The organism is Prevotella bivia DSM 20514, assembly GCF_000262545.1.
Lineage (GTDB): Bacteria > Bacteroidota > Bacteroidia > Bacteroidales > Bacteroidaceae > Prevotella > Prevotella bivia.
In genome coordinates this window covers 5,240-25,606 of sequence record NZ_JH660659.1, presented here as the reverse complement: position 1 = coordinate 25,606, position 20,367 = coordinate 5,240, and the positions used below count along the sequence as shown (strand labels likewise).

19 protein-coding genes, 1 tRNA gene and 1 other RNA gene are annotated in these 20,367 nt (G+C 39.5%); 11 read left to right on the top strand and 10 right to left on the bottom strand.

The genetic code is table 11. The annotated features are described in order from the left end of the window. Window positions 1–144: 144 nt before the first annotated feature. A complete protein-coding gene (locus tag PREBIDRAFT_RS00715; protein ID WP_004337346.1) occupies window positions 145–2,226 on the bottom strand; it encodes a TonB-dependent receptor plug domain-containing protein in 2,082 nt (693 codons plus the stop codon). A 408-nt stretch (window positions 2,227–2,634) separates the two neighbouring features. Between PREBIDRAFT_RS00715 and xpt the strand changes: the two genes are divergently transcribed. From xpt to PREBIDRAFT_RS00695, 4 genes are all read left to right on the top strand, one after another. After that, on the top strand, window positions 2,635–3,207 hold the full coding sequence (gene xpt / locus PREBIDRAFT_RS00710) for a xanthine phosphoribosyltransferase (RefSeq protein ID WP_004337345.1): 573 nt from the start codon (window positions 2,635–2,637) through the stop codon (window positions 3,205–3,207). 119 nt (window positions 3,208–3,326) lie between these two features. Continuing rightward, a complete protein-coding gene (locus PREBIDRAFT_RS00705; RefSeq protein ID WP_004337344.1) occupies window positions 3,327–4,670 on the top strand; it encodes a nucleobase:cation symporter-2 family protein in 1,344 nt (447 codons plus the stop codon). Between the two features lie 281 nt (window positions 4,671–4,951). Then, window positions 4,952–5,434 (top strand): hypothetical protein, encoded by a 483-nt coding sequence (locus tag PREBIDRAFT_RS00700; RefSeq protein ID WP_004337343.1) that lies wholly within the window; start codon window positions 4,952–4,954, stop codon window positions 5,432–5,434. Between the two features lie 75 nt (window positions 5,435–5,509). Continuing rightward, the gene (locus PREBIDRAFT_RS00695; protein ID WP_004337342.1) at window positions 5,510–6,034 is read left to right on the top strand and encodes a DUF4251 domain-containing protein; all 525 of its coding nucleotides are present in this window, start codon (window positions 5,510–5,512) and stop codon (window positions 6,032–6,034) included. 248 nt (window positions 6,035–6,282) lie between these two features. Here PREBIDRAFT_RS00695 and PREBIDRAFT_RS00690 read toward each other — a convergent pair whose 3' ends face one another. From PREBIDRAFT_RS00690 to PREBIDRAFT_RS00680, 3 genes are read right to left on the bottom strand one after another with little or no spacing between them, the layout of a single operon-like run. Further along, complete coding sequence (locus PREBIDRAFT_RS00690) at window positions 6,283–6,552, bottom strand: hypothetical protein (RefSeq protein ID WP_004337341.1); 270 nt, start codon at window positions 6,550–6,552, stop codon at window positions 6,283–6,285. A 6-nt stretch (window positions 6,553–6,558) separates the two neighbouring features. Beyond that, complete coding sequence (locus PREBIDRAFT_RS00685; RefSeq protein ID WP_004337340.1) at window positions 6,559–7,275, bottom strand: CDP-alcohol phosphatidyltransferase family protein; 717 nt, start codon at window positions 7,273–7,275, stop codon at window positions 6,559–6,561. A gap of 1 nt (window position 7,276) precedes the next feature. Beyond that, complete coding sequence (locus PREBIDRAFT_RS00680; protein ID WP_004337339.1) at window positions 7,277–7,984, bottom strand: phosphatidylserine decarboxylase family protein; 708 nt, start codon at window positions 7,982–7,984, stop codon at window positions 7,277–7,279. Between the two features lie 129 nt (window positions 7,985–8,113). Here PREBIDRAFT_RS00680 and dnaE point away from each other — a divergent pair, with 129 nt between their 5' ends. The 3 genes from dnaE to PREBIDRAFT_RS00665 all read left to right on the top strand — a co-directional run bounded on the left by dnaE (window position 8,114) and on the right by PREBIDRAFT_RS00665 (window position 12,743). Next, window positions 8,114–11,839, top strand: coding sequence for a DNA polymerase III subunit alpha (gene dnaE, locus PREBIDRAFT_RS00675; RefSeq protein WP_004337338.1), 3,726 nt, complete (start codon window positions 8,114–8,116; stop codon window positions 11,837–11,839). A gap of 87 nt (window positions 11,840–11,926) precedes the next feature. After that, window positions 11,927–12,241 (top strand): thioredoxin, encoded by a 315-nt coding sequence (gene trxA, locus PREBIDRAFT_RS00670; RefSeq protein ID WP_004337337.1) that lies wholly within the window; start codon window positions 11,927–11,929, stop codon window positions 12,239–12,241. Between the two features lie 100 nt (window positions 12,242–12,341). Further along, entirely contained in the window at window positions 12,342–12,743 is a 402-nt protein-coding gene (locus tag PREBIDRAFT_RS00665) for an FKBP-type peptidyl-prolyl cis-trans isomerase (protein ID WP_004337336.1), read from the top strand. Between the two features lie 54 nt (window positions 12,744–12,797). Here the strand turns inward: PREBIDRAFT_RS00665 and PREBIDRAFT_RS11335 are convergent. The 5 genes from PREBIDRAFT_RS11335 to PREBIDRAFT_RS00650 all read right to left on the bottom strand — a co-directional run bounded on the left by PREBIDRAFT_RS11335 (window position 12,798) and on the right by PREBIDRAFT_RS00650 (window position 15,114). Continuing rightward, a tRNA-Cys gene (locus tag PREBIDRAFT_RS11335) sits at window positions 12,798–12,868 on the bottom strand. Between the two features lie 82 nt (window positions 12,869–12,950). Continuing rightward, window positions 12,951–13,145: a hypothetical protein gene (locus PREBIDRAFT_RS00660; protein ID WP_004337335.1), complete on the bottom strand. Its 195-nt coding sequence runs from the start codon at window positions 13,143–13,145 to the stop codon at window positions 12,951–12,953. Window positions 13,146–13,162: 17 nt separating this feature from the next. After that, entirely contained in the window at window positions 13,163–13,591 is a 429-nt protein-coding gene (locus tag PREBIDRAFT_RS00655) for a hypothetical protein (protein WP_004337334.1), read from the bottom strand. A gap of 89 nt (window positions 13,592–13,680) precedes the next feature. After that, window positions 13,681–14,063, bottom strand: an RNA gene (gene rnpB, locus PREBIDRAFT_RS10785) — RNase P RNA component class A. A gap of 151 nt (window positions 14,064–14,214) precedes the next feature. After that, complete coding sequence (locus PREBIDRAFT_RS00650) at window positions 14,215–15,114, bottom strand: TIGR01212 family radical SAM protein (protein WP_004338960.1); 900 nt, start codon at window positions 15,112–15,114, stop codon at window positions 14,215–14,217. 272 nt (window positions 15,115–15,386) lie between these two features. Here PREBIDRAFT_RS00650 and PREBIDRAFT_RS11330 point away from each other — a divergent pair, with 272 nt between their 5' ends. Further along, window positions 15,387–15,617: an XRE family transcriptional regulator gene (locus tag PREBIDRAFT_RS11330; protein WP_230959356.1), complete on the top strand. Its 231-nt coding sequence runs from the start codon at window positions 15,387–15,389 to the stop codon at window positions 15,615–15,617. Between the two features lie 112 nt (window positions 15,618–15,729). On the opposite strand, the gene PREBIDRAFT_RS00640 is transcribed toward PREBIDRAFT_RS11330, so the two are convergent. Next, a complete protein-coding gene (locus PREBIDRAFT_RS00640) occupies window positions 15,730–16,410 on the bottom strand; it encodes an OmpA family protein (protein ID WP_004337331.1) in 681 nt (226 codons plus the stop codon). A gap of 221 nt (window positions 16,411–16,631) precedes the next feature. Here PREBIDRAFT_RS00640 and proS point away from each other — a divergent pair, with 221 nt between their 5' ends. From proS to PREBIDRAFT_RS00625, 3 genes are all read left to right on the top strand, one after another. Continuing rightward, complete coding sequence (proS, locus tag PREBIDRAFT_RS00635) at window positions 16,632–18,113, top strand: proline--tRNA ligase (protein WP_004337329.1); 1,482 nt, start codon at window positions 16,632–16,634, stop codon at window positions 18,111–18,113. Window positions 18,114–18,192: 79 nt separating this feature from the next. After that, window positions 18,193–19,116, top strand: a complete 924-nt coding sequence (locus PREBIDRAFT_RS00630) for a hypothetical protein (protein WP_004337327.1) — start codon at window positions 18,193–18,195, stop codon at window positions 19,114–19,116. A gap of 154 nt (window positions 19,117–19,270) precedes the next feature. Then, window positions 19,271–20,143, top strand: coding sequence for a sigma-70 family RNA polymerase sigma factor (locus PREBIDRAFT_RS00625; RefSeq protein WP_004337325.1), 873 nt, complete (start codon window positions 19,271–19,273; stop codon window positions 20,141–20,143). Window positions 20,144–20,367 lie beyond the last annotated feature (224 nt).

Below are 20,367 nucleotides of genomic sequence, written 5' to 3'. Positions count from 1 at the left end.
TATCTAATAAATGCACATAATGCTGTCTAGCGCAGTGGTCATGTTTGTGATGTTTCTTTCTCGACATTATAAACCCCGAAAGTTTTTATGTCCAACTTTCGGGGGTACTACAGTATGGAATATAGTTTTTCTTTTTTACTCTTTCTACAACTTAAAGGAAACACCTGCAACCACCCATACACCAGGCTGTTTCACATTTGCGACATCTACATAATGACACCCCAAAATATTATTGCCTGTAATATAAGCACTCCAGTTCTTATCATCCCAGCTAAGGCGTGCATCCACAATGCCATAACTGCCATAGTTGTGGCGTTTACCCTCTAGGTCGAGATAATTGTTCATACGATGCTGAAAACGATAATCAAGAGTAAGATTAAGTTTCTTTATAAGGCTCATATCCAAACCAGCAACCAACTTATGTTTGAGATAATCCAAAACATACTTGCTTGTAATATTGGCAGCTACTTCTTTATCTTGATTGAGATAGCAATACGACAATTTGAAAGTCTTGAGAATATGCTGACTAGGGAATATTTTTGAAAGCATTAGCTTACTCGAAAATTCTATCCCAAGATCATTGATTACGCCATAGTTGACACTCTTCCATATTGGTGAGTTATTTGCATCTTTACTACCATCGCTAATCCAATCAATAAGATGATTATGATGATTGTAAAACACACTTGCAGTTGCTATGATATAATCGGTGTTATATTTCGCTCCCACTTCGTATGCCGTTAGCTCTTCTGGACGTAAATGCTTATCGGGTTTAAAACCAGCTAATTTATAAAATAGTTCTGTGAATGATGGCATACGTAAGGCTGTATTATACGATGCGTATAATTGCCAATTCCTACTAAAACGATAACTAACATCAACACTTGGAAAAAACTTTAACGGCATATCTGCTTGACTGTTTTTTATGCCTATAAAGCCACCAGAGATTGTAAGATGATTTGTTGTTATATTGTGTTCTACATAGAACTGAGTGTTAGTACGTTCAAGACCACGTTGATATTGCTCATTAGTGCCCTGAATAGAATGTGGAGTATCAAGTGGATCACCCAATTTGTTACTCATCCAATTTTCATTTCTCACCTCCACACCAAAAGCTGTCTTATGCGTATTCGACCATATATAATAAGCATTCAAATTAGCTCCTAACACATCTGTTCGGTGATAGTTAAAAGAAAATTTATCGGGAGCATTACGATAGAGTTCGAAACGATCCCAACCCCTATTCCAATACACCGAAGGATGGACACGGAGTTTACCCACTTTATTTTCAGCTTGTATGGCAGTGTATAATTTGGTGGTATGTTCAAATTGATCGTCATATTTCACACCATAAAAGGTATTCGAACCAAAGTCTTTAATACTTAATCCTGCATACCAATTAAGTTTCCAAAGACGATTATCATAAGCTCCATCATAAAACAATTTAGTTGTTTTATAATCAGCATTAAGCCCTCCTGCAGTGTTTCTAAGATAACCATCGCTTCGGGTAAAATTGGTCGAGAGCTGATTAGTCCAATGATTATTGGTGATGTTACCACGCGCTCCCACTGAGAAATAGCCATACGAACCACCGTCTGTATGAATATCGAGAGAAGACTTTTGTGGAGTTTGGGTAATAATATTAATGGCGCCTAATAAAGAAGAAGTACCATATACGCGCCCTGCCGGTCCTTCTAAGATCTCTATCCGCTTGATATGAGAAATGTCTAATGGGAAATCGAAGGCATTGTGTCCTGTCTGTGGATCACAAATATTAATGCCATTCAGCAGCACTGCTATCTGTTCTTGATTTCCTCCTCGTATGCTAACATCGGTCTGCGCACCAATAGGTCCTCGTTGCCTTACGTCGACTCCTGCGGCATACTTTATTAAATCGTTAATACTCTGTACAGGGGCATGCTGAAGTTCATCACCGCCGAGTACAGTTACCTTTCTCACTTGCTCACTGACAGCAAGTGGAGCGCGCGATCCCGTTATACACACTTCATCCATTGCTACAACGCGCGATTGGTTGAGTTGTGTTGAGTCGTTGCTTGCCTTAATGCCTTCGTTACTCATACTCTTTGCAGTAGCATGCTGAAGGGTAGCAACACTCAATACACCAATCACCACCTCTTTTCCTAATACAGAAAAGAGCGAGTAGCCACGGCGTGAGAAGTGCTTAAACTTGATAACGCTACGTTCGTTAAAATTGGTTTTGTACATAATATATAATTATTAAAATTCTCACGAGGATAAACAAAATAGTTGTCCATTCCCTCGTAAGACGCTGCAAAGGTACGGAAAATGGATGAAGTATGGAAACGAAGAGGATTTAAATAAGAGTAGATTATTTTTTGCAAAATTTACAAACTAATAATAAATGTATTACCTTTGCGCCCATAAATCACTAAAAGAGATTAGATATTAGAGATTTGAGAACAGTTTGTCAACATAGCACATTAGCGCAAACCATACAATTCTAACCTCTTCTCTCTAAAAAAAACGTTCAATTATTCTTTTGGTATCTCTTATTTTTAGTAAATTTGCACGCAATTAATTATTGAGCGAAAACACAGGAATGTTGTTTTCCGCTCATTTTCTTTTATCAAAGTTTGACTATTAATTGTAACAATGAAGACTTTACGAGATCGCATCTTAAAAGATGGTAAGTGTTTCGAGGGAGGTATCCTCAAGGTAGATAAATTTATCAATCACCAGATGGATCCTAACCTGATGAAGCAAATTGCGGTAGAACTTATCCGCCGATATGCTTCTACAGAAATCAACAAGATTATTACTATCGAAGCAAGTGGTATAGCACCTGCCGTTATGATGGGCTTTCTGCTCGACCTGCCTGTGGTCTTTGCCAAGAAGAAGAAGCCTTCGACAATGAACGATATGCTCACAACGAAAGTATTCTCGTTTACTAAACAAAGAGAGTATAACATCGTAATATCAAAAGAATACCTTACGAAAGATGACAAAGTTTTGTTTGTAGACGACTTCCTTGCTTACGGTAATGCTGCAAAAGGTATCATCGACCTATGCCAACAGGCTGGGGCAGAACTCGTGGGTATGGGCTTTATCATAGAAAAGGCGTTCCAAGACGGTCGCAAGATGCTTGAAGCGGCAGGGGTGCGCTGCGAAAGTTTAGCTATCATAGAGTCGCTTGATAACTGCGAAATTAAATTGAAAGAACAATAATATATAAAAAGAGGTGGGCTTATATTGAGTCCACCTCTTTACGTATATACCTCTTCAAAGAGGCTATAATAAATGTTTATACAGTATTAATATTTTTCAAAACCTTTTCACTTCATCTAATGGAAGAATCAAAAGAACTCATTTATGGATTGAACGATCGTCCTCCCCTTCGTGAAACTCTTTTTGCTGCTATGCAGCATTTGTTAGCGATATTTGTTGCTATCATCACCCCTCCACTCATCATTTGTTCGGCATTGAAGTTCGATCTTGGCACGACAGCCTTCATGGTTTCTATGGCATTGTTTGCTTCGGGAGTAGCTACTTTTATCCAATGTCGCAGGTTTGGACCTATTGGTACTGGATTACTCTGCATTCAAGGTACCTCATTTTCATTCATTAGTCCTATCATAGGTGCTGGTATGATGGGTATGGTAGGCGGAAAAATGAATGTAGAAATGGGCTTGAGCTATATCTTTGGCGCATGTTTGGTAGCTTCTGTTGTAGAAATGATCGTAAGTCGTATTCTTCCTTACACACGCAAGATCATTACACCATTAGTTTCGGGCATCGTTGTTACGCTTATCGGATTGTGCCTCATCAAAGCAGGTATCAACTCATGCGGTGGTGGACAAATAGCGATGGATAATGGCTCTTTTGGCTCTATGCAACATCTCGGTTTGGCTTTGTTGGTGCTTATCAGCATTATTTTCTTCAATCGTTCTAGCAATCGCTTCCTACGTATGGCATCTATTGTTCTTGGACTTTTGATAGGCTGTATAGTGGCTTATTTCCTTGGAATGATTGATTTCTCAAAGATAAACGGCATCGCATCTTTCAATATTCCTATACCTTTCAAATATGGCTTACGCTTTGATATTGGAACCATTATAGGTATCGGACTCATCTATCTAGTAACTGCCGTAGAGGCTTTTGGTGATATTACTGCCAATTCTTTAATATCGGGACAACCTGTGGAGGGCGAAGTATTCATGAAGCGTGCGAGAGGTGGTATCCTAGCCGATGGTTTCAACTCAATGCTTGCTGCTGTGTTCAACTCTTTCCCTAACTCTATCTTTGCACAAAATAATGGCATGATACAGCTTACGGGTGTTGCAAGTCGCTATGTGGGCTATTTCATTGCAGCAGCCTTAATCATTTTAGGCTTGTTCCCTATTGTAGGTGAGGTGTTCTCACTTATTCCAGACAGTGTGCTAGGTGGTGCTACCTTGCTAATGTTTGGTACAGTAGCAGCAGCAGGTGTACGCATCATTGCTTCTACCGAGATCACCCGCAAAGCCGTGCTTGTTATGGCTATCAGCTTTGCTATGGGACTGAGCGTAGAGCTAGTGCCTAACATCCTTGACAAAATGCCTGAAGTAATCCGCAACATATTCTCAAGCGGTATCACTACAGGTGGCTTAACAGCTATCCTTGCAAATGCTTTTATCCACATTAAAGAATAGACAAATATAAGCTACAAATTTTATGTAGACAAGAAATTTATTTCAGACATGATTTACAAGATATTTAGTAGATAAGACTTATAGAAGAGCATAATAAAAACCTTATGATTTTTGTAAATCATGTCCGAAAATAAAAATCATATTAATCTTGTAAATCATGTCTAAAAGAAATATCTTGTAAATCATGTCTGAAAATAAAAATATTGCTTATCTTTGTAAGTGTTTGGGAGATGTATATATACAATCTTCTACTTATAAAATAAACCACATTTGCAACAGCTATGGCAAAAAATAAGAAGTTTACAAAAACGCTCACATTCAGAGTTCTCTGCATCATTGCAGCTATTCTGGTCGGCGGACTTATTTACAACTTTGTTGTAAACATAAAGAAAGAAAGCGAAAAGACAGTAGAAGAAGAGCAAGCTGAACAACAAGCTAAGGCTTCAAATGACACAATAGATATCATTGGCGATTATCTATGGACAACATCTAAAAAGAATACGGAAGAGGTTTCTGAAAACGATCAAGCACTAAAAAATGCAGCAGAGAAAGCAGCAAAAGATGAGAAAGATAAAGCTATTCGGGCAGCTAGAAAGGATCCTATACCAGTACCAGCACCAGAAATTGGGCCAGTACCAGTAGTGCCACAATCGTCAAATACTAACTCTTCAAAACCTGAAACAATGACAAAATCGGGTACACCTGCTAAATCGTCCCCTTCAACAGACAAGGTAGATGCGCCAAAGGTGGAGAAAATAGATTAAAACGTGAGTAAAAGAAATAAGAATTGTTCATTAACAATTTCTCAATTTTAGATAAATAATTAAGTTAGAGAGCGTATGAAAAAATTAATCACTATGCTATTTGTTGCAGTGCTTTTCATTGGATGTGCTACAACTTATTATGACTCAAATGGCAATCCTATTTCAAAGGAAACCATGAACCAACTCACAGCAGAAGCGGTAAATGGGCATCTAAACGAGCATCGTTATCGTATATTTGTTGATAGAATGTATCCTAACCAAGGACCATCTCGCTATCTAAACAACGATTATGGGCTAGAAGTAAGTGGCGACTCTGTAGGACTTTTCCTTCCTTACTGGGGAAGATTATATCGTGCTCCTATGGGTTATTCTGATCCTGCTTTACACTTTGTTCAACCGCTGCAAAGCTATGATGATCAACCTATTAAGGACGGTAGACGCATCATAATGACCACACGCAACAACTCGGAAGTTATCCAAATCATTATTGAGCAATTCATCAATGCTTCTGCAAGCGTAAGTGTCAGCTCCACCGATCGCGACCTTATTCGCTACACAGGTATCATGTCGTTAGACGATAAATTTACAAAGAAACAATAGGACAACACAACTTTCATACAATTATAGCTTACCTATTATCTGGTAATAGATAATAGGCAAGCTATTAAAATGTCATCTTTTAAAGATAAAAATAAATTATTTTTGTTTTGCTTTTAATTTATTTTTAAACGAAAAATAAATTAAAAATCATATTAAAAGATAAGCTTTTGCTGTATTAAAGGTTATCTTTTAATACTAAAAAGGTAAATTATTACTTATTAAAAGGTAGTGCTTCACACAATAAAATGCTACTGAATAGGACTTGAAGGCTTATCAGACTCCGTAAAATCGACATATTCTCCCTCATTATCCTTTATTACTTTCTTTGTGCGCTGCTCCATTGAACGATTGTCAATGATTGCATCTTCGCCCTTATAATTAGGCTCGCGATGCTGAGAAAAGCCACTAAAACGCTGGGCATGCTTACGCACTTGCTTAAAGAAAGTGTAAACAATCCAGCCTAAAGCTACAAAGAGAACTATGAATAAGAAAAGGGATAGTTTTAGAAATGTTGCCATAACCTATTAAGATTTGACTAAGTTCGACCCATTACGCTTCATTACCACCACTGATAACACTACATACCACGCAATGATAATGGCAAAAGCGGTAATTCCAAAAATTGATAATAAAGGAATACAAGATAAAAGAAATATATATTTTATCTCGTTACCTTTCCAACCCCATTGTTTAAACTTCAAGGCAAACATAGGAACTTCAGCCACTAAGAGCCATGAACTTACTAGTATTCCTCCCAAAACGAGGAATAAAGCAATGGGATAATTAGCGAGCTTATCGCCTATTCCTACTAACAAGGAACCCCAAAACAAGGCGTTAGCAGGTGTTGGCAAACCAATAAAGCCTAAAGCTTGACGTTCATCCAAATTAAATTTTGCTAAACGCAAACCAGAAAATGCTGCCATTATAAAGGCTAGAAAAGGAATGTATTCGCGCAAAGGCTCTAAGAAAGAGGGATAATCCATAATGCCTAATTGTGAGAATACGATAGTAGAAGGGGCTACACCAAAGGTAATATCATCGGCTAACGAGTCGAGTTCTTTACCTATTGGCGAACTAACATGAAGGAGTCTTGCCACCATACCATCGAAGAAATCAAACACTGCACCTATGATAATCCATACCAAAGCTATCTCAAGGTTACCACCAAAAGCAAAAGCTGTGGCTATGCAACCTGAGATAAGATTACAACAAGTGATACAATTAGGGATATGCTTCTTCATATTAAGCCTCACTCTTTGTCTTTAATTTTGCAATAACGGTTTTATCGCCAGTAGTGCTTTGATCCATCTTCACACACACTTCTGCATCTATAGGAAGAATAACATCTACACGACTACCTAGCTTTATAAAGCCAAGATGCTCATCTATATAACATTCTTCACCCTCTACAGCGTATGTCCTTATACGACGAGCCATTGCTCCTGCAATCTGTCGGCATAACACATCTTGACCATCATGAGTAGTAATGATAACATCCGTATGCTCGTTTTCTTCACTTGCTTTAGGCAACCATGCCTTATGGAAATTACCATTAAAATGTTTTACATACTTCACCACACCATCTACAGGAAACCAGTTAGCATGCACATTAAAAGGACTCATAAAAATAGAGATCATCAAACGTTTGTCATAAAAATACTTATCTTCGTCAATCTCCTCAATAACAACAATATGACCATCGGCAGGAGCTACTACTATACCTTCGGTATCTTCCGATTCAAAATAGCGAATAGGACAACGATAAAAATTTAAAACAATTCCGAAGATTGTTCCAAAGACTACAACAAATATACCAAAAGGAACTTTGGAAGGAATGGTAAACCAAAGAATTAATGCTATTAGAGTAAGGACTATTGCGGAAGACCACAATGTGTTAGTTCCTTCATGATGAATACGTATCTTCTTAAGTTTCTTTCTTATTTTTCCCATTTATTAAGACAAAATTTTGTACCTTGCAAAGGTAAGCCTTTTTCATTACTCAAACAAATATTTAAGAATTAAGTTTTGGCTATATGCCCTTTTCATCGTAACTTTGAAAGCTCAAAACAGCTAAGCTTAATGGAAGATTATATACATTTACACGTTCACACCCACTATTCTATTCTCGATGGTCAGTCGAAGATAAACAACCTCGTTGACAAAGCCATAAAGGATGGTATGAAAGGTATGGCTATCACCGATCATGGCGTGATGTTTGGCATCAAAGAATTTGCTGATTACTGCGCAAAGAAGAACAAAGAGCGTAAAGCCAATGGAGAAGAACCTTTCAAACCCATCTTTGGATGTGAAATGTATGTGGCTCGCCGCAAGCAAACAGATAAGGTGAAAGAAATGCATGATAACTCGGGCTATCACCTAGTGGTGTTGGCTAAGAATTATAATGGTTATAAAAACCTTATAAAACTGGTATCGAATGCATGGGTAGATGGCTATTATTACCGCCCAAGAACCGACCGTGAACAGCTTGAAAAATACCATGAAGACCTTATTGTTTGTACGGCTTGTTTAGCAGGAGAAATACCGGCAAAGATCAGAAAGGGTGATATAGAGGGGGCAAGAGAGGCATGTCTATGGTATAAAAACTTGTTTGGAGAGGATTTCTATCTTGAACTTCAACGACATGAAGTAACCGACCCTACACTCATTGCCAACCGCGAAGCATACCCACTTCAGCAACAGGTAAACAAGGTTTTAATGCAATTCTCGAAAGAATATGGCATCAAACTAGTATGTACCAACGATAGCCACTTTGAAGACAAGGAAACTGCTGAAGCGCACGACCACTTGCTTTGCCTCTCTACCAATGAGGATTTAGACGATCCTAAGCGCATGCGCTACTCGAAACAAGAGTGGTTTAAGACGCGTGAGGAGATGAACCAAGTGTTTGAAGACGTGCCAGAAGCAATGGCAAATACCATTGAGATTTTAAACAAAGTGGAGATGTACAACATCGATCACGGGCCCATTATGCCTTTCTTCCCTATCCCAGAAGATTTTGGAACAGAAGAGGAATGGCGACAGAAATTTAGCGAAGAAGATCTTTTAAAAGAATTTACTTCCGATGAAAATGGTGAAAATCCATTGCCAGAAGACGAAGCTAAAAAGGTAATAGAGCGTTTAGGTGGTTATGAAAAGATATATCGTATTAAGTTTGAAGCCGATTATTTGGCAAAACTTTCCTACGATGGGGCTAAGCGTTTGTATGGGGATCAATTGTCTGAAGAGGTCGATAGCCGTATCCGCTTTGAACTTCACGTGATGAAAACTATGGGTTTCCCAGGCTATTTCCTTATAGTGCAAGACTTTATCAATGCTGCAGAGAACGAACTTGGTGTAATAGTAGGTCCCGGACGTGGATCTGCCGCAGGATCGGTGGTGGCTTATTGTCTAGGTATTACAAAGATTGATCCTCTAAAATACGACTTGCTTTTTGAGCGTTTCTTGAACCCTGACCGTGTTAATCTCCCTGATATTGATACCGACTTTGATGATGATGGACGTGGCAAAGTGCTACAATGGGTAATGGATAAGTATGGACATGAAAACTGTGCACATATCATTACCTACTCTACTATGGCTACAAAGAACTCCATAAAAGATGTTGCCCGTGTAGAAAAATTACCACTCGATCGCTCGAATGCGCTATGTAAAGCTATCCCCGACCGACTTCCTGACGGTTTAAAAATGAACCTCAAGAATGCCATTTCATGCACACCGATGCTGCAAGAAGCAATGGTGAGCGAGAACGAACGTGAACGCAATACCATTAAATATGCAAAAATGCTAGAGGGAACGGTGCGCGGAACGGGTATTCATGCTTGTGGATTTATTATCTGCCGTAATCCTATTGATGATTGGGTGCCTGTATCTACAGCTACCGATCCAGACTACCCTGATCAAAAAGTGCCCGTAACCCAATATGATGGACACGTGATTGAGAGTACTGGACTGATAAAGATGGACTTTCTTGGACTGAAGACTTTGTCGGAGTTGAAAGAGGCTTGCAAGGTAATTAAGCAAACTACTGGCAAGGAAATCGACATCGAAAAAATACCAATTGACGACGAACTTACTTACCAGCTCTACCAAAAAGGACAGACAGTAGGTACTTTCCAGTTTGAATCGGCTGGTATGCAGAAGTATCTTCGCGAGTTACATCCCACTGTGTTTGAGGATCTAATTGCAATGAATGCGTTGTATCGCCCAGGTCCAATGGACTATATCCCTGATTTTATCAAGCGTAAACACGACCCTACCCTTGTACAATACGACATTCCTTGCATGGAGAAATACCTCAAGGATACATACGGCATCACTGTTTATCAAGAGCAAGTGATGTTGCTTTCACGCCAGTTAGCCAACTTTACACGTGGCGAAAGTGATGCACTTCGTAAGGCGATGGGTAAGAAAAAGAAGAACATCGTTGATGCCATGAAGCCTAAGTTTATCAAGCAAGGGCAAGAAAATGGACACGACCCAAAGGTTCTTGAGAAAATTTGGAGCGATTGGGAGAAGTTTGCAAGCTATGCTTTCAATAAGTCGCATGCCACTTGTTACTCATGGGTGGCTTACCAAACAGCCTACCTCAAAGCACATTATCCTGCAGAATATATGGCTGCGTTGATGACTAGACGGTTTAGTCAAATTACTGAAATCACAAAATTGATGGAGGAATGTAAGGCCTTAAAGATAGAAACACTTGGCCCTGATGTGAACGAAAGTCAGATAGGCTTTGGTGTAAATAAGCGTGGTGAGATACGCTTTGGGCTGTCTGCTATCAAAGGCATAGGTACAGGAGCTGCTGAAAACATTGTGAAAGAAAGGGAAACAAATGGTCCTTATAAGGATATATTCGACTTTGTAGAGCGTGTAGATCTTAGCAGTATTAACCGAAAAGTAATCGAAAATTTGGCATATAGTGGAGGTTTTGATTCGCTCGGAACAATCACACGTCGTGAAGAATACTTTGGAGTAAACAGCAAAGGAGAAGCTTTCCTTGACACACTATTGCGTTATGGGCAGCTGTATCAAACCTCAAAAGCAGAAGCAGCCAACTCTCTATTTGGTGGATTTGATAGTATTCCCGTAGCACGACCCGCTGTGCCTCCTGCTGAAGCATGGGCAAACATAGAGAAATTGAACAAAGAACGTGAACTGGTAGGTATCTACCTTTCGGCTCATCCACTAGATGAATTTTCGGTAGTCCTCAATCATCTTTGCAACACTCATTGCTCACAAATCAGCCGAAATGCCGATATGGTAGCGCTAGCAAAGACAGAAGAATTAACTTTCGGGGGCATTGTAACCAATGTTCGCGAAGCTTTCTCGCAGAAAACGGGTAAACCTTATGCATTTGTAACTATAGAAGACTTTGAGGGTGTAGGCGAGATTGCGCTCTTTGGAGACGATTGGACACGATGGAGTAGCTTCCTAAAAGTAAGCTATACCGTATACGTTACAGCAAAATGTCAGCAACGCTACCGATATAATCCAGATCTTTATTCGCTTAATGTGCAAAATGTTCAACAGCTATACGATGTGAAAACCAATCGTATTGAACGCTTAACGCTTAGCATAGATCCGTCAACGCTAAACGAAGACATGGTAAACGAACTGACCTCTGTTTTTGAAAAGCATCCCGGTAATACTCAACTTTATTTTAAGTTGCGCGATCCTAAGAATGACAACTTGCTTCTCCATAGCCGTGGAGCAGGTATAAATCTTGACAGAAAGCTAATTACTGAGCTTGATAGTTACGATAATATAGAATACAAAGTTAATTAAATCGCTTGTGCTTTATGGCATAGTATTTGATAACAGAGTAATATAACAAAGAAAAATATAGTATTAACATTTAAATAAAAAGAAACGATGGAAGTAAAAATTACATCAGAAAACTTTGAAAGTTTGAAGAATGGCGAGTTGCCATTGGTAGTAGACCTATGGGCAACATGGTGTGGTCCTTGCAAGATGATAGGTCCTATCATCTCTGAATTGGCAGAAGATTACGACGGAAAAATCGTTGTAGGTAAGTGCGATGTTGAGGAAAACGATGATATAGCAATCGACTACAATGTTCGCAACATTCCTACTATTTTGTTCTTCAAGGGTGGTGAGCTAGTAGATAAGTTTGTTGGTGCAGCATCAAAGGCTGTTCTTGATGAGAAATTTAAAGCATTATTGTAAGCATATAGCTTAGCTTTAACCCAAACAAAAGAGACATATCCTTAACTACAGATATGCCTCTTTTTTTTTGTATCTTTGCACCTAGAATAAATATGAATATATGGGAAATAAACAAGACTACAAGCTCCGCAACAAACGTTTTCTACAAGAAATAAAGAAGAAAGAAGGCATTTTAGCCCTTGCAGACGGCGTAATGGCTGATATAATCAAGAAAGGAGAAGGCTCAATCTCGCCTTCAGCGCGCTCTATTGTTACTTGTAAATATAAGGGTAGCCTTATTACAGGTGAGGTTTTCGATAGCAATTGGGACAACGAATACCCAGAGGCTTTCCGTGTTAATGAACTAATAGAAGGTTTCCAAATAGGTATTCAAGCCATGCATCAAGGTGACATCTTTCGCATTTATATCCCCTATATGCTAGGATATGGCAACAAGCGCAATGGCAATATACCAGCTTGCTCTACACTCATCTTTGAAGTAGAACTCATCGGTGTGATGTAACTTTAACCTCCTTAACGCAAAAAAGGCTTCTCTTTTGAGAAGCCTTTTCTTATGAGGTGCCTGGCGGAATCGAACCGCCCTACACGGTTTTGCAGACCGTTACCTAACCGACCGGCCCAGGCACCATTGCTGTTTTGCGGTTGCAAAGATAGTAATTATCTTCTACTCCACCAAATATTCCGAATATTTTTTAACTAAAAGCCGCTGTTATTGGTTATCACTATGACAAATGGGCTTCGAACGCCCCTCTAATTTTTGCTGTTCCTTTAGTTTGTTATGGATGGCACAGCCTTTACAACCTCCACACGGATCGTTTGCCGATACTATTGTTTCTCTGATTTTTTTAAACGCATAATAGAACGCAATGCCTAACACTGCACCTATTATAATATACTGCCACATAAAATAATCCTTTCACCTTATTTATCAAAGGCAAGCACTTCGTCTACATAACGCTTTGCCTCTGGATATTCCGATTTTACTTTTCTCACTTTGGTTTTCACCATGATAGAGGAAATAATTCGATAGATAACAAAAAGCACTAAACCTATTGCCACAGCCATAATAACGCTAAGCATCCCCGTAAAGGGTAGATTTTTATCGGGAATAGCCGAAATAACCAAGATAGGAAGAACGATTAAAATACCCGCAATGGTATATTGCGTGCGCTCCGATCCACCACTATCCAAGGCTGCTTGATAGTAGAAAAGATAGTCGGACAATTCTTCTTCCGACACCTTTTCACTGCGAACAGGGAAACCGGGTGTGCCGTCTAATCGCTTAATTTTGTTTTCTACCTTATGCTGAAAATCGTTTAATAAAGTAGAAGGGTTATGCCATTCTTTCATAATATACGCCTATTATCATTGAAAAATCCCCTCCTCTCGCCTGTCCCTCTGCAAGCATTTGCTTGTAGAGGGAGACAAAGCGTATGGGGTAAAACAGTGTTCCTATAAGCCGGGTTCTGTATTTTACACCTCTTTCGATGTGCAAACCGCCTGTCATTTATCTACTCTATGAATTGCTCCATAGCTCTAGCGTTCTACCCTCCGTTGTGTCCTAAGACTCGGGCGGGCAACCCTCAAACAACGGTTTACATGAACTTGCAGCTCCTGAACGGCACAGCCAGCTGATCACCCAACTGCTGGTGGTCTCTTACACCACCTTCTCACCCTTACCAATCCTTGCGAATGGCGGTTTTTTCTTCTACCTTCATCTACTGTTACCAATAGCTTCTACTTTCGGAAGCAGGATACCCTATGCTGCCCGGACTTTCCTCTCGCACACCGAAGCATGCCAGCGACAGAGCCAGAACACTGCCTTATGAGTTGGCAAAGTTACGGAAAAACAAAGGAAAAGCAAAGACAAAACAATAAAAGATATAAACATAAGCAACATAGTACTATGCCCATTTACTATGTTACTTATATCAAGACACTATGTTACTATGTCTGTATACTATGTTACTATGTCAAAAAGGAGTACTATGTCTCCTAAGATAATTATGCAGTCGATTGATGAACTCGTAGTTTTTCAATCCCCATTTAGGAGCAATCAACAGCTCGGCTGGACTCTGACTCACAAAGCGTTCCAATACTAAGTCTTTGCGCAACAAAGCAATATAATCGGCTATCAACTCGATGTATTCATCTACAGTATAGAGGTGAAACGGATTTTCATTATACATCTTGGCAAGCTTTGTTCCACGGATAATCTGCATTTGGTGGATCTTCAAAGTGGTGAGCGGAAGGGAAGATATAATAGGTGCTTGTCGAATACTTTCGGTTCTGTCCTCGCCCGGTAATCCTAAGATTATATGTGCACCTGTACGAATACCACGTTCGGCAGTGCGTTCTATCATACGGCGTGAACATGCGAAGTCGTGTCCACGATTAATCAACGCTAATGTTTTATCGTTACAACTCTCCACACCATACTCTACAAGCAGAAAAGTGCGCTTATTCAGTTGCGTAAAATAATCTAACAGCTCGTCGCTCACACAGTCGGGACGGGTTCCAATAACCAGTCCTACCACATTCTCCACTTGTAAAGCCTCATCGTATAGCTTCATCAAGTGTTGTACACTGCCATAAGTGTTAGTGTAAGCCTGAAAATAAGCAAGGTATTTCATAGCAGGATACTTACCCGAAAAAAAACGCTTTCCTTCTTCCAACTGCCTCGTTACCGAGTTCTTATCATCGGAGCAATACGACGGATTAAACGTTCGGTTATCGCAATAGATACACCCTCCTCTACCAATGCTTCCATCGCGATTAGGGCAAGTAAAGCCTGCATCTATCGAAATCTTCTGCACTTTAAAGGGAAACTCTTCACGCAGCCAACTTCCAAAGTCTCTGTAATATTGCTCCATCATCTATTTTTTATAAAGACAAAGGTAGTGAATTTTTAGCATATACTTTATAAGCAATATCATTTAGCTAGCAAATATAAACGATAGTATTTGATCTTTTCTATACTTATTAGTATTTTTGTAAAAACTAACATATTAATTGCTAAATGCAATTATATAATATTACAACTAATATGTTAATTTCTAAACATGTATATATTTGAACCTATTTCGAGTCAAGATATTCAGAAAAGACTAGCAAATGATTGTCGATCTCGCCGATTGGAAAAAACATGTCGCAGAAAGAACTTTCAGTTACAAGTGGAGCCCCTCTGTCTAGTATACAGTGTTTCGAGCATACTGGCGAAGTATCTTTGAGCAGTTTTGCCAAAATTGTTCGTTTCTTGGGCTATGCAAAAGAGCTTATGGAAGTAATTTCTAAGCCTAAATATCAAAGCATTGAAGAAATGGTGAGGATTAATAAGAACAAAAGAAGAAAGAGAGGTACAAATGAAAGATTTTAGGGCCTATTCAATTCGTAAAGCAATAATTAAAACAACAAGTAGGGTGTGCCTATTTTGACACACCCGATACCCTTTGTGTATATAGTACCTTTATTTTTGTTTAGAAAACGACCTATTTCAAAGTACCATTATTTGCACTATTAATCATATCCTCAGAAGCGTACATGTAAACTTCCACACGGCGGTTTTTCTGACTTACACGAGCATTCTCAATAGGGTTAGCACTACCTAAGCCTTCTACCGAACGGATCTGACGACCTGAAACCCCATTGCTACGCAAGCAAGAAGAAACAGCATTTGCACGATTTTGAGACAAAGGCAAATTGATGTTATCGCTACCTGAAGCATCAGTATAGCCCTGAATAGCAACATCGCAATCGGCATTAGCTTTCATCACCTTAGCAAATTCGTAAAGGTCTTTCTTGGAAGCACTGCTCAAAGTATAGCTATTGAGAGGGAAAAGAATACCAGAATCGAAAGTTACCTTTACACACTGCAAACCGTTAGCATCAGTAACTTTCTCGACAGAAGCATTAGGAACACGAGATGCAACCTCACGAGCCACCTTATCCATGTGATGACCTATCAAAGCACCTGCGCCAGCTCCGATAACACTACCTATAGCTGCTCCAATAGCTGTACTCTTGCCATTATGCCCTATTACCTGACCTAAGATACCTCCGAGAACAGCACCACCACCAGCACCTATTAATGTTCCTGTACCTTGTTTTGTGTTACAACTTACAACTGAAAGCACGCATAAGCCTGCTGTTATTACCTTAACATTCTTCATAACTTATATAGTTTTGTCTTTTCAAATCCTACAGCATTATTGTACTACTTTAATTGTTATCCTTATGTAAGGGTAAACAATTTAATGTACGATTATCTGTTTGCCAACATTTTTTTGTAATTTTGCACAAAGATACCAACATAATTCGATGTTTCAAAAGGGAATTGCCTATAAACAAAAGGATTTCCCCTAAACATGAAGAAATAACATTAATAATAAATATGGCAAAAGAACTAAAAGAGCTTACCAAGAGAGCTGATAACTACTCTCAATGGTACAACGATTTAGTAGTGAAAGCTGACTTGGCAGAGCAATCGGCTGTACGTGGCTGTATGGTAATTAAACCTTACGGATACGCTATTTGGGAGAATATTCAGGCACAACTTGACAAAATGTTTAAGGCTACTGGTGTACAAAATGCTTACTTCCCCCTACTAATCCCGAAAAGCTTCTTATCTCGTGAGGCAGAACATGTAGAGGGTTTTGCTAAAGAGGCTGCCGTAGTTACACATTATAGATTAAAGACCAAAGAGAATGGTGGTGGCGTAGAGGTAGACCCTAGCGCAAAGCTAGAAGAAGAATTGATTATTCGCCCAACAAGTGAAACTATTATTTGGAACACTTATAAGAACTGGATCCACTCATGGCGCGATCTCCCATTGATGTGTAATCAGTGGTGTAACGTTATGCGCTGGGAAATGCGTACCCGCCCATTCCTTCGCACATCAGAATTTTTGTGGCAAGAGGGGCATACTGCTCACGCCACTAAGGAAGAAGCAGAAAAGGAAGCTAAATTGATGCTAAAGGTGTATGCCGATTTTGCTGAGAAATGGTTGGCAGTGCCTGTAATTCAAGGTGTAAAGAGCGAGACAGAGCGTTTTGCTGGTGCGCTTGACACTTATACTATTGAGGCTATGATGCAAGATGGTAAGGCGTTGCAGAGCGGTACATCTCACTTCCTAGGTCAGAACTTTGCAAAGAGTTTTGATGTTACTTTCTTAAATAAAGAAAACAAACCAGAGTATGTATGGGCTACATCATGGGGTGTTAGCACCCGCTTGATAGGTGCATTGATCATGACCCACTCCGACGATAATGGTTTGGTGCTTCCTCCAAAGATTGCTCCTATTCAGGTAGTCATCGTGCCTATCTTCAAGGGTGAAGAACAGTTACAACAGCTAACCGATAAGCTTCAACCAGTAATCGACGATCTTCGTGAGGCTGGCATCACTGTGAAGTTTGACAATAGCGACAATAAGCGACCAGGCTTTAAGTTTGCCGACTATGAGCTAAAGGGAGTCCCCGTTCGTTTGGCTATGGGTGGACGCGATTTAGAGAATAACACTATTGAGGTAATGCGCCGCGATACGCTGGAAAAGGAAAGCGTCAGCTTTGACGGTATTGCCGACTATGTGAAGAACTTACTCAACGATATTCAAGACAATATCTTTGAGAAAGCACTCGACTTCCGCAATGCTCGCATCTACGAATGTGATGACTACGAAGAGTTTAAGAAGAAGGTTAAGGACGGCGGCTTCTTCCTTTGCCATTGGGATGGTACAGAGGAAACCGAAGCTAAGATTAAGGAAGAAACACAAGCAACAATACGATGTGTGCCTTATATGTTTGAACAGACACCTGGCACCGATATGGTAAGTGGCAAGCCTGCTAAATATCGTGTTCTTATCGCTAGATCATATTAATATCATTAAAATATATCCGCATCACAAGTTTATAATTTGTGCTGCGGATTTTTGTTTAACTGCTATATATATAACGTTTATGAAAAAACTTATTCTATCGGTTGCAATCCTAGCAACATCACTTTGTGCAAATGCACAAACCCTCATCAAGCCCAACTTTAAGAAAGGCGATGTGGCACACTATGAGAATGTAACCTCTATGCAAATTGACCTTCCAATGGGTGCAGGCTCACAACAAGCTAAGGTTACAGCCTTATCAACTATTACAGTAAAAGAAGCTAATGCCGATGGTTTCGTATTAGAAGACCTCTGTACTAGCATTAAGCCAGAAGGTAACGAAGATCTTGCTGAAAACATTTCCGACTTTATACAATACCTAGAAAACACACCATTCTTGTTACAAACTAACAAAGATGGTGAGGTTATAAAGATTGTAAACTACAATGATGTAGCAGCAAAGATTTCAAAAGGTGCGGTAGCAAAGATTGATGAACTCTACAAAAAGACTCCAGAGCTTGAACAACAAGTACCTAAGGCAAAGCTCATCTTGGCACTTTCAACAAAATATTCTGAAGAAAAACTAATTAAGACCCTCAAAGAAACTGGTATTTATGCCTTATATGGTAAGACCCTCAAAACGGGTGATGTTGCAGAAAGAAATATTAACGGTGTAAAAGCAAAAACTACCTATACCATCTCTTCCGTGCTTGGCACTACTGCTATCGTTGGCACAAGCAAGGCCACTATGAGCGAAGAAGATGCTAAAGCATATATTGCAAACCAAATAAAGGAACAAGGTGGCGACGATGCGATGGCTCAACAAGTGCTTAGCAACTGGGCACAGTTTAAGCAAATGGGTATGGACAAGATCGACCTTGACATGACAGAAACTGCTCATATCAATAAAAGCAACTGGATAACCGACTATGCTACCAAAGGGGTTATTAAGGCAATGGGTACCAACGTGAAAATAGAAAGTAACACCAAGTTGTTAGACAAATAGTCCGTTTTCTACAGAGAAAATATAGATTTTATAGTTAAATCTTTATAAAAAGGCTTTATTCGATAGGATAAAGCCTTTATTTTGCGTAACTTTGCACGCCATTTGCGTATAATGGGTAGATTGTATAATTTTATTTTTGGAGGCATTATAATTCATGAGACAACTTAAGATTTCAAAAAGTATCACCAACCGATCTAGTGAAGCACTCGATAAATATCTAGTAGAGATTGGTCGAGAACCCATGATTACCGTTGATGAGGAAATAGAATTAGCTCAAGAAATCCATAAAGGTGGTCGTAAGGGCGAGCGTGCAAAGGAGAAACTTATCAAAGCTAATCTACGTTTCGTGGTATCTGTAGCTAAACAGTATCAGCACCAAGGCTTGTCATTGACCGACTTGATAGATGAGGGTAACATAGGCTTAGTGAAAGCCGCCGAGAAGTTTGACGAAACACGTGGCTTCAAGTTTATTTCTTATGCTGTGTGGTGGATTCGCCAAAGCATTCTTCAGGCAATAGCAGAACAGAGCCGTATCGTGCGCTTACCTTTAAATCAGGTGGGTGCTATCTCAAAGATTAACCAAGTAACCAACGAGTTTATCCAAAAGCACAACCGTCGTCCTTCTATCCATGAGTTGGCAGAAATGACTGGTATTGACGAGGCACGTATTCGCCAAAGTCAAAGTGCAGACAATCACCACATGAGTATCGACGCTCCTTTTAGTGATGATGACGACAACTCTATGAGCGATATGCTTTCATCAGGCGACGACTCTCGCACTGACAAGGGTGTAGACTTCGAATCAATGTCAGACGATCTCCGTGCTGTTCTTCAAAACACTTTGAAAGAACGTGAAATCAAAATCGTTACAGAATGTTTTGGTATCGGTTGTCAGGAAAAGGGGTTAGAGGAAATCGGAACCGAAATGGCACTTACACGCGAACGTGTGCGCCAAATCCGAGAAAAGGCTATTGAGAAGATCCGCGAAAGTGGAAACGCTCGCGTACTAATGAAATACTTGGGCTAATACTTCTGCTGAGAGAGAAGCAGTAGCCGCCTGAGAGTTAAAGCTATCTTTTTGATTATTATTTCGTAAGAAGCGATAACAAGATAGCATAAAAAAACGAGGAAATGTTTAATAAACATATCCTCGTTTTTTTATTATTGATAGGATAAAATTATCCGAAACAGCGTAAGCATCCAATATTAGCCGACTTTCACACCAACAAATAACCCTTATACGTCTGGCAG

What these genes read in the sequence shown, in the direction of transcription:
- PREBIDRAFT_RS00715 (WP_004337346.1), bottom strand. Translation starts at nt 2,226, where the DNA reads ATGTACAAAACCAATTTTAACGAACGTAGCGTTATCAAGTTTAAGCAC.
- xpt (WP_004337345.1), top strand. Translation starts at nt 2,635, where the DNA reads ATGAAGACTTTACGAGATCGCATCTTAAAAGATGGTAAGTGTTTCGAG.
- PREBIDRAFT_RS00705 (WP_004337344.1), top strand. Translation starts at nt 3,327, where the DNA reads ATGGAAGAATCAAAAGAACTCATTTATGGATTGAACGATCGTCCTCCC.
- PREBIDRAFT_RS00700 (WP_004337343.1), top strand. Translation starts at nt 4,952, where the DNA reads ATGGCAAAAAATAAGAAGTTTACAAAAACGCTCACATTCAGAGTTCTC.
- PREBIDRAFT_RS00695 (WP_004337342.1), top strand. Translation starts at nt 5,510, where the DNA reads ATGAAAAAATTAATCACTATGCTATTTGTTGCAGTGCTTTTCATTGGA.
- PREBIDRAFT_RS00690 (WP_004337341.1), bottom strand. Translation starts at nt 6,552, where the DNA reads ATGGCAACATTTCTAAAACTATCCCTTTTCTTATTCATAGTTCTCTTT.
- PREBIDRAFT_RS00685 (WP_004337340.1), bottom strand. Translation starts at nt 7,275, where the DNA reads ATGAAGAAGCATATCCCTAATTGTATCACTTGTTGTAATCTTATCTCA.
- PREBIDRAFT_RS00680 (WP_004337339.1), bottom strand. Translation starts at nt 7,984, where the DNA reads ATGGGAAAAATAAGAAAGAAACTTAAGAAGATACGTATTCATCATGAA.
- dnaE (WP_004337338.1), top strand. Translation starts at nt 8,114, where the DNA reads ATGGAAGATTATATACATTTACACGTTCACACCCACTATTCTATTCTC.
- trxA (WP_004337337.1), top strand. Translation starts at nt 11,927, where the DNA reads ATGGAAGTAAAAATTACATCAGAAAACTTTGAAAGTTTGAAGAATGGC.
- PREBIDRAFT_RS00665 (WP_004337336.1), top strand. Translation starts at nt 12,342, where the DNA reads ATGGGAAATAAACAAGACTACAAGCTCCGCAACAAACGTTTTCTACAA.
- PREBIDRAFT_RS00660 (WP_004337335.1), bottom strand. Translation starts at nt 13,145, where the DNA reads ATGTGGCAGTATATTATAATAGGTGCAGTGTTAGGCATTGCGTTCTAT.
- PREBIDRAFT_RS00655 (WP_004337334.1), bottom strand. Translation starts at nt 13,591, where the DNA reads ATGAAAGAATGGCATAACCCTTCTACTTTATTAAACGATTTTCAGCAT.
- PREBIDRAFT_RS00650 (WP_004338960.1), bottom strand. Translation starts at nt 15,114, where the DNA reads ATGGAGCAATATTACAGAGACTTTGGAAGTTGGCTGCGTGAAGAGTTT.
- PREBIDRAFT_RS11330 (WP_230959356.1), top strand. Translation starts at nt 15,387, where the DNA reads ATGTCGCAGAAAGAACTTTCAGTTACAAGTGGAGCCCCTCTGTCTAGT.
- PREBIDRAFT_RS00640 (WP_004337331.1), bottom strand. Translation starts at nt 16,410, where the DNA reads ATGAAGAATGTTAAGGTAATAACAGCAGGCTTATGCGTGCTTTCAGTT.
- proS (WP_004337329.1), top strand. Translation starts at nt 16,632, where the DNA reads ATGGCAAAAGAACTAAAAGAGCTTACCAAGAGAGCTGATAACTACTCT.
- PREBIDRAFT_RS00630 (WP_004337327.1), top strand. Translation starts at nt 18,193, where the DNA reads ATGAAAAAACTTATTCTATCGGTTGCAATCCTAGCAACATCACTTTGT.
- PREBIDRAFT_RS00625 (WP_004337325.1), top strand. Translation starts at nt 19,271, where the DNA reads ATGAGACAACTTAAGATTTCAAAAAGTATCACCAACCGATCTAGTGAA.